The 8,569-nt window shown below is 55.5% G+C and carries 4 protein-coding genes; 2 read left to right on the top strand and 2 right to left on the bottom strand.

The window, feature by feature from the left end:
- Positions 1 to 364: 364 nt before the first annotated feature.
- Positions 365 to 2,176 (bottom strand): hypothetical protein, encoded by a 1,812-nt coding sequence (locus OSC10802_RS0105365; RefSeq protein ID WP_198525068.1) that lies wholly within the window; start codon positions 2,174 to 2,176, stop codon positions 365 to 367.
- Positions 2,177 to 2,353: 177 nt separating this feature from the next.
- Here OSC10802_RS0105365 and OSC10802_RS0105360 point away from each other — a divergent pair, with 177 nt between their 5' ends.
- Positions 2,354 to 3,103 (top strand): DUF561 domain-containing protein, encoded by a 750-nt coding sequence (locus OSC10802_RS0105360; protein ID WP_017715753.1) that lies wholly within the window; start codon positions 2,354 to 2,356, stop codon positions 3,101 to 3,103.
- Between the two features lie 476 nt (positions 3,104 to 3,579).
- Here OSC10802_RS0105360 and OSC10802_RS0105355 read toward each other — a convergent pair whose 3' ends face one another.
- A complete protein-coding gene (locus tag OSC10802_RS0105355; protein WP_017715752.1) occupies positions 3,580 to 6,237 on the bottom strand; it encodes a M1 family metallopeptidase in 2,658 nt (885 codons plus the stop codon).
- A gap of 541 nt (positions 6,238 to 6,778) precedes the next feature.
- On the opposite strand from OSC10802_RS0105355, the gene OSC10802_RS0105350 reads away from it, so the two are divergent.
- Positions 6,779 to 8,419, top strand: coding sequence for a DUF3352 domain-containing protein (locus tag OSC10802_RS0105350; RefSeq protein WP_017715751.1), 1,641 nt, complete (start codon positions 6,779 to 6,781; stop codon positions 8,417 to 8,419).
- Positions 8,420 to 8,569 lie beyond the last annotated feature (150 nt).

The following is an 8,569-nucleotide window of genomic DNA, read 5'->3' as shown; positions in this document are numbered from 1 at the left end:
TCGGCGGACGCCTCCCCTACGTCTATATAGCAGTAAGCATTTAGGAAACCTACATTCCGCCCTCTCTTGCTCCAGAGCTCCCAAAGCTTCTATTGTTCTAACCAATATGACTGCTGCTATAGTAAACCCGCCCCTACCAGCTTTTGCGTGATGCGATGATGCGATGATGCGATGATGCCCATGTACTAACCTAAGTGCATACTGCTATAATATAGCGTTTCTCATAGGAGTGAGCTACTGAGAAACCCGGTTTCTTAAAGAAACCGGGTTTCTGGCACGCAGTTGTGACCCTGGCCGAACAGGCTTTAATGCCATTTTTCAATCCAAAATCCGGGCATCCAAAATCCCAAATCCCAAATGGGTTTTAGAGCCGGCGAAATTCATCTTGCAAAGCTTGATGGCGAAAATAGCGCTGGCGAAGGGCGTCAATATACTGCCGCCAGATGTCCGGCTCATTCAAAATGTCCAGATAAATCGATTTGATGGCATCAGCGTGACGGGCGGCGGTGCGATAGCCATCGCGGCTTTTGAGGTCGATATAGTGCTGCACCAGATCCTCATAAATCCGCACAGAGTTTTGGGGGTGATGTTCTTTGATGCCTTCGGCAACCAAAACCTGCAGTCGCTCAGCATGGGGCTGCCGGTGTGCCAGCACCAACGCCGCTTGCCAGTCCGCTTCATGCAGGTAAATCTGCGCCAAGGTTTCCGGATTGCGCTGCGCTCTCTCCAGCAGTTTGGGCCGGTCGATCTGCCATGTGCCTAATGTTACAGATCCGATTTTAATTTTGTGGTAGAGTTCCACGGTCACTCCGCTGTACTCAGCGACCGCCATCAAAATCCGGCACAAGTTTTCGCCATCGTGTTTGAGTTCGTAGTAGTCGGCTAAGGTCTGCAGCAGTTCGCTGGATTTCACCGCTGAGCCCACAGGCAAAAAGTCAAAAGTAGATGGGCGCGAGTGGCGCTTTTCCAGTAAGTGCGCTGCTCCGGCTTCCAGGGTGGCGAGGTATTTGTTCTTCTCCCCTTTTCGCAGCCAATATTTCGCTAATTCGAGATAGTGAGCTTCGGTTACGAGGTGGGCTTGCCGGACTTTTAGATAGCTAAGCTCATCGCCTAATTTGAGGTAGAAACTGGCGATTAGTTCAGGGCTCCGGAAATAGTCAGTTTTTTGAAGTTGAGCGATTATATAGCGAGCGTCTTCAGGCTCGGTCGCGAGGGTGGCGAGCGCCTTTTCAATGGCATCGCTCACGTCGCCGTACCCGCACATCTCCCAGGTGAGTGCGCCGGCAAGCGAGTCGCAGTAGGGCTGCTTGTCGGAGGGGGCTAATTTGGCCACGGCTTCAGCGTACAAGCCAATGGCTTCCTCAAGTTGCTGGGTTCCGATGGGGAACTCTCCCTCAAACATCTGGTTGCAGCGCGTTACCAGATGCCACAAGACCTGGATGCTGTCGGGGAGAGGCAAGGTTTTTACCCGCTCGACAATAGGGTCTAATTCCGGATATCTTTCCTCTTCGTCGTGTTCGCGCTCGAAATCGCCACAGCGATCTTTAATAGAATCAAATATTTCAGTTATTTGTTGCTTCAGCTCCCGAAATAGTTGAGAATTTATCGGCGGCGGCGGTGAGTTGATGTTCGCCAGCAGTGCGTGGCAAAAGTCCGCTCTGTCGCTGGCCAATTTCAGGACCATAGCCAACAACTCCTGATGGGACAAGGCGGTTAAAGCTTGCTCTAGAACACCCGGTTTATCCATATCAATCTGCGTCCTGTGCGTGGGTTCCGCTTGCAAATCAGGCAGCAGTCGCGCTATTTGCAAGTATGCTAATCGTAAAGCTCTCTGTGAAGTCCTGGCAATCTCTTCAGCCTGTTTTCTCTCAGCTGGGGATTGAGAACGCCCCACGCCCCACGCCCTACGCCCCTCCAACAGATGTGGCCCGCTGCAAATCTTCCTCTGGGGGGAGCCGCCAAAGAGGCCCCGCAGTAAATAAGTAAGAATACTTATCAAAAATCCGGGCAAAAGTATGAGAGAGGAAATCATGTTCTGGCCGGCAGAGTCAAACGCCAGATATTTATTAGACACTGATTCGATAACTCGCCCGCCGATCGCCGGCGAGCGCCCCACGCTGAGGTCCTGCCCGAAAGGCTCCCGGGGCCATGCGCTATGCCCCATACGCCATGCCATTAATGTCCGCTCCCCATATGACTGCTGCTATATATCCGTAGGGCAGGCGCTCCCCCCCGACCTCACTGCCTGATGTCCGCTCCCCATTTGGCAAGCGCTATATAAACCGGCTCCCCCTGGTTCCCCATCGCGCGGGCGTGCCACAATAATTGTTGCTATTGCTTAAACGAAAAGAACATGACCGCCCTTACCACACTGCAGCGCGCATTTGAGCAAGGACGCGCCCTCAAGGCTATCACCGGCCTCACCAATTTCGACCGCCACAGCGTGGCGAACACCGTCAAAGCCGCCCACTTTGGTGGCGCTACTTTTGTCGATATTGCCGCTGACTCCGACTTAGTGCGGCTGGCAAAAAGCTTGACAAATTTGCCAATCTGTGTTTCCGCCGTAGAGCCAGAGAAGTTTGTCCTAGCGGTAGAAGCCGGTGCGGATTTGATTGAAATCGGCAACTTTGACGCTTTCTACGCCCAAGGACGCCGGTTTGAAGCGGCGGAAGTCCTGCAGCTGACTCGCCAAACCCGCTCGCTGCTTCCCGACATCACCCTGTCTGTCACCGTCCCCCACATCCTGGAACTCGACCGGCAAGTGGCGCTCGCCGAAGAACTGGTCAGAGCCGGTGCGGACATCATCCAAACCGAAGGCGGCACAAGCAGCGCCCCCGCTCACGCCGGCACCCTGGGGCTGATTGAAAAAGCCGCCCCCACCCTAGCGGCAGCTTACGAAATCTCCCGCGCCGTATCCGTGCCGGTGCTGTGCGCCTCCGGGATTTCCAGCGTCACCGCACCAATGGCGATCGCCGCCGGCGCTGCCGGTGTGGGCGTCGGGAGCGCCATCAACCGCCTGGACAGCGAAGTTGCCATGATTGCCGCCGTTCGCAGCTTGGTGGAATCCCTGGCCACAGTCAGCCGCGCCAAAGTTCGCGCCTAGGGGATTAATACCAATTTTAGAGTTTGGATTTTGGATTTTGGATTGAAAAAACGGCAGTAAAGCCTTTTCAGCCAGAGTCAAAAATACTATCTACAGCTGTTCTCATTTGAGTGAGACAGCCCCCAGAAACCCGGTTTCTTAAAGAAACCGGGTTTCGCAGCACCTCACTAATATGAGGAGCGCGAGTTCTCAACTTGGCACAAGAAAAGGACAGGCGGGACGCCTGTCCTACAGGTCAATTCCCCCTGATGAATTTTCCCCCACCTCTGCCCGTGGCCTCTTCCTTCTTGGCGCAACCGGAACGGGGGCGGTTCCGGATTAAAATTCGCCCCCCCGCGCACAAAGGTATCCGGGGAATCGCAACGCCCCACCGGCGTCCTTGCCGGTCCTGAACACCCGAGCTCGAACGGTGGACCTTGCCCCTCTTAAGAAAAGGACAGGCGGGACGCCTGTCCTACGCCGCCTGTCCAGCGCCACTACTTGGCCTTCGCTTCCAGGTTCTCCAACCGGCTGCGCAACTCCTGATTCTCCTTCTTCAACTGGTCGAGTTCTTCGCGCAGCTGCTTAACCGCCTTATCGGAACCGGCATTTTTCTGCACCTTCCCAACCGCCTCCTCAGCAATGCGGCGCACCCGCCCGTCAGGCGTTTGCTCCGCCAGAGATTGCAGGATGCCAATCGCCTTAACCGTTTCCATTTGCCCCAGCGCCGCCACAACCGCCACTTGCGTCAGGAAAAACGTTTCGCGCGACAGTTCCTTGAGCCGCTCCAGAATCCGCTCCAAACCAGCCGCCGCCTGTCCTGCAGAAATCCCTCCCAGAGCGCGAATCGCCGACAGACGCAAAGGTTGCGGCACCCCGAGAGCCGTATACTCCAGAATAATATTCAGCGCTTCTGGCGAAGTCTTCATCTGGCTCAGACCCCCGATCGCACCCGAGCGCACCACCTCATTCCAGCCGGCGCGCTCTTGCAGCACCGACTCCAGCAGCTGAATAGCCTTCTCTTCCTTCAGCTTCTCGCTGAGCTTGGCACCGGCAATCCCGCCCACCGCACGGCAAGCCGCCGCCTCCACATAATAGCTGGGGTCGCCCTTTTCCACCACCGGCTCCAGCGCCGCATAGCTCTCCGAGGTCTTAATTTTGCTTAAGCCCTCCACAGCCGCCGCCCGCACCCGGGCTTCCGAATCCTTCAGCCCAGAAACCAGAGCCTCAAACGCTTGATCCAGCTTCACGTCCGCCAGCTGTTTGGCCACTTCCGCCCGCACACCCCAGAAGCGGTCAGTTTGCAGCGCCTCTGACAGCGCCCTCACCGCCTCCAAACCGCCTTTTTTCGCCAGCGCCTCAGCGGCATAAATGCGCGAAATCGGGTCTGGGTCAAACTTCAGCCCGGCTTTCAGTTCTGGAATCGGGCACTCCAGCGCCACGGTTTTGAGCGCGTGATTGCCGGCATCAAAACTGACAAATTGCGGCTTTTCTTCTAGGGGGAAATAAAAGCTCTGCTCCCGCTCGCAGACGCGCACGTTGAAGGTTTTGAATTGGGTATGGGGGCCGGGATCTGGGGATTTGGGGATGGGTTTTTCGCTCTCTCCTAATCCCCCAATTCCGGCATTTTCTGACCCGATATAGCCAAAAGCAATCGGAAGTTTTAGGTCAAACAAATCCTTCCCGGCACCATTGCTGCTGTCTTTTGCCTGGGTTTGCGTTACTGTGACTTTCGCTAGCTTGCTGTCGCCGTCCCAAGAATAGGCGACTTTATAATCAGGATGGCCGCCGCGATAAACGTACTGGTCAAATAAAAATAGGAGGTTGCGACCGGTGGCTTTTTCTATCGCCCGCAGCAGGTCAGTGGTTTCGACGGTTGAGTGGGCGCTGTCTTTTATGAAGGTGCCAATGGCTTTGAAGAATAGTTCGTCTCCGAGTTCGGCGCGAATCATGTGGTAGACGCAGGCTCCTTTTTCGTAAAGGTGCCGGTCGTACAGTTCAATGGGTTCCCGGTAGACGTGGGTGACGATGGGGCGGCGGTAGCGCTCAGCGTCTTCGGCAAGATAGTTTGTCGCTTGTTTGAGCCGGTAGTAGGCGGCTTCTTCTGCGCCGTATTCGCGCTCTGTCCACAGCACTTCGGAGTAGGAGGCCATGCCTTCTTTGAGCCACGCATGGGACCAGTGCTTGATCACCACCAAGTCTCCGAACCACTGGTGCGCCAGTTCGTGGGCGACGAGGCTTTCGGTGCTGCGGTTGTCCAGGGAGGCGCGTTCGTCGAGCAAGCACCGGTCGGTGAGCAGGGTGGTGGAGGTGTTCTCCATCCCGCCAAAGATGAAGTCATCGACGCATACTTGGGCGTATTTGGGGAAGGGGTAAGGGTAGCCGAAGGTTTGGCTGAAAAATTGTATCATCTCGGGCGTTTTGCCCATGCTGCGGCGGGCGTCCTCTTCCCTGCCTTTTTCGACGTAGTAGGTGACGGGGACAAAGTGCCAGCTGTCCTCAATTTCGGCAAAGTCGCCTGCGGCTAGGGTCATTAGGTAGGTCGGGTGGACTTGTTTTTGATACCAGTGGTAGATTTTGTCCTCACCGGCTTCTTCTGTGGCGATCAGCTCTCCGTTGGATATGACTCGCAACCCGCCTGGCACTCGCACGCGGATTTCTGAGGTGGCCAACTGGCCCGGGTAGTCGAAGCAGGGAAACCAGTACCGGGAATCTTCGTCTTCTCCCTGTGTCCAGACTTGCACCGGCTTGTTGGGGCAGTGATCTTCGGGTGCGATGAAGTAGATCCCCCGCTGGGGGTTTTCCCCGCTGTAGGCGATCTCTAGCGTCACCGGCTCGTCCGCTTCCGCTGCCGGCAGCAGGCGCACGCTCAACTTTTCGCCGTCATATTCAAAGGGTTGCTCCCTTTCGCCAACCCTCACCGATTTGATGTCCAGGTTGACAGCATCCAGTGCCAGCCGGTCGATCCCGCTGCGCACCGGACGCAGCCGGATGCTGCAGGTGCCCTGAAAGCTTCGACTGGGAATATTCAGCACTAGGTCCAGGAAAATATGCTCCACTTGGCCCGGACGGTCGGGGTTGTAGTGGGGGCGGGCTCCCGGCAACTCAAAGGATTTGTGGCCGTTCTTGTCTCCGTCAAAGTAAGACTGCAACATGGAAAATAATATGAGCAATGAATGCTGGCGCTATTCTTACCACATTAGCGCGTCTTGCCCCCCCTGATAGCGCCGGCGGGGCGGGCGCGCCCGCCTATTATACATGAGATTAAGCGGAATCACCCATCTGTTTACTGTTTGTATTAAATCTTAAATCTTTTTACAGCTTAGGGCAGTTCTATCTATCCGTTTAGTTGCTTGAGTAAACCGCCGCGCTTGGTGCCGGGAGCGCCTGCGGGCGAGGTCCTGTGAGCCGGCAGGCTGACCTCTCGGCGAAAGATGTCTATAAACCGCAGCGCCCGGCGGGTTTTATTGCGGGGGTTTAAGGCTATGAGATCGGAGGGGAGTATTATTTTTTAAAATTAACCGCCCCCGTGAAGGAGCGCCAAGGAAAGAAAGGAGAGGGCGCAGGTGGGGGAAAGTTTGTCGGTGTGAGTTTTTAATCCCCAGCCAGCCCCGGATTTCTCATCGCTACCTCAAGGCATTGACGGGAGAGACAAAAGTGTGTCATCTTAGAAAAGATAACCCGAGGAAAGTAAAAATGCCAGAAAAAAGAAAACCGCTGCTGGTGGCTGTGGCTGCCGTTGTGGCAGCAGGAAGTGTGGCAGCGTATCTTTATTTCAAAGGGATTCCAGGAAAGTTAGCGACTCCCCTCGACAGCGCCAAAGTCGTGCCAGATGAAGCTTTGATGGTAGCGTTTATCTCGGCGGACTCCCAGAACTGGTCAAAATTGCAGCAGTTTGGCAGTCGGGAAGCCCAAGAGATAATCGCTCAGCGGTTGCAGGGCTTCCAAGCTCAGATGCGGGCTGACACCAATCTGGATTTTGAGAGAGATTTGCAGCCTTGGGTGGGTGGGGTGATGTTCGCTTTCCTGCCGGCACCGGCAGGGGAGGCGGCGTCGGAACCCAACCTGCTGATGGTGGTGGGAATAAAAAATAAACTGAAAGCCCTGGAGTTTGCCACCCGGCTGAAAGCTCAACAACAGGCAACGGTTGAGGAGCGCCAGTATAAGGGGATTTCGGTATCGACTATTAAAGAGCAAAATGGCACTAGCTACAGTACGGCTGTGCTGGGCGACTATTTGGTGCTGGCTTTCCAATCAAAACTGCTGGAAGCGGCAATTGATACCTTTAAGGGCGAGCCTTCCCTGGCATCGGCTCCCGGTGCGGCTGAGGCGCTGGCGAAAAGTGCCGGTGTCGGGAATCCTATCGCTCAGGTGTACCTGAAAGACTATGCCGGTTTGCTGCGAGAATTGCTGCTCAGCCGTGGCAGCGCCCCGAACATACCGCCGGCAACTCTCAAGCAGCTCGAACAGGTCAAATCGGCTGTGATGGGTGTTGGGATTGACGGTGAGGGGTTGCGCCTGAAAGCTCTGGCGCAGCTCGACAGTCAAGCCATTAAGCGCCAGTTTAAACCGGCACCCGGCAAAGTGGTGGCGCAATTTCCCACACAGACGGTGGCGCTGCTCAGCGGACAGGGAATTAATCAGTATTGGTCTGAATTTGTCAGCCAGTCAAAAAACATCCCTGAACTGGAAAAATCAGTGCAGCAAATCAGGCAATCTGTAAAAGAAGCGGTCAAGTTGGACGCCGACAGAGAAGTTTTCGCCTGGATGGATGGGGAATTTGCCCTCGGCGCGATTTCTTCGGGCGAAGGGATGCTGGCGCAGGTGGGGTTTGGGGGTGCCCTGGTGATTGAAACCAGCAACCGCAAAACAGCTGAATCCTCTTTGGAAAAACTGGATTCTGCAGCGAAGCGAGCGATTCCTTTTATCGCTATTGAGCCGAGAAAGATCGGCAATATCGAGGTGCGCGAGTGGAAAATCCCGCAAGGCGTTGTGTTGGGGCGAGGCTGGCTGAATAATGACACCCTGTTTGTGGCCTTGGGTGGCCCGCTGGTGGATGTGATGGCCGGCACAGCAAAAGCCCCGCTCGACAGCAGCCCGAATTTTAAAGCGATCGCCGGCAGTTTGCCGAAACCTAACCAGGGATATTTCTACCTGGATATGGAAAAAACCCTGCCGGTGGTGAGCGAGTTGAGTGTAGCTGCCGGCACCCCCCTTGCGCCGGATGCTTCCGCCTTGCTCAACTCGATTCGCGGAGTTGCCATTGCGGCTAGTTTGCCCGACCAATCCACCAGCAATTTGGAGATATTATTTTCTCTTAAAGGCGAGGGGAAATAGTTCGTTTCGGTGCGACTCCCTGCAATTTTAACCGCAGATGGACGCCGATAAACTAAGCTGAGAAACCCGGTTTCTTTAAGAAACCGGGTTTCTGGCCCACCCAGAGGGCTGATAAATCACTCTTCCCCCCCTCCCCGCCGGCGGGGAGGG

The sequence above is a fragment of the Kamptonema formosum PCC 10802 genome, assembly GCF_000332335.1.
Classification (GTDB): Bacteria; Cyanobacteriota; Cyanobacteriia; order Cyanobacteriales; family Oscillatoriaceae; genus Oscillatoria.
Note: the sequence above shows the minus strand (reverse complement) of the source record. Positions and strands in the feature narration are given on the sequence as shown.

Coding starts and splice junctions, on each gene's coding strand:
- OSC10802_RS0105365 (WP_198525068.1), bottom strand. CDS start 2,176: ATGGCATGGCGTATGGGGCATAGCGCATGGCCCCGGGAGCCTTTCGGG.
- OSC10802_RS0105360 (WP_017715753.1), top strand. CDS start 2,354: ATGACCGCCCTTACCACACTGCAGCGCGCATTTGAGCAAGGACGCGCC.
- OSC10802_RS0105355 (WP_017715752.1), bottom strand. CDS start 6,237: ATGTTGCAGTCTTACTTTGACGGAGACAAGAACGGCCACAAATCCTTT.
- OSC10802_RS0105350 (WP_017715751.1), top strand. CDS start 6,779: ATGCCAGAAAAAAGAAAACCGCTGCTGGTGGCTGTGGCTGCCGTTGTG.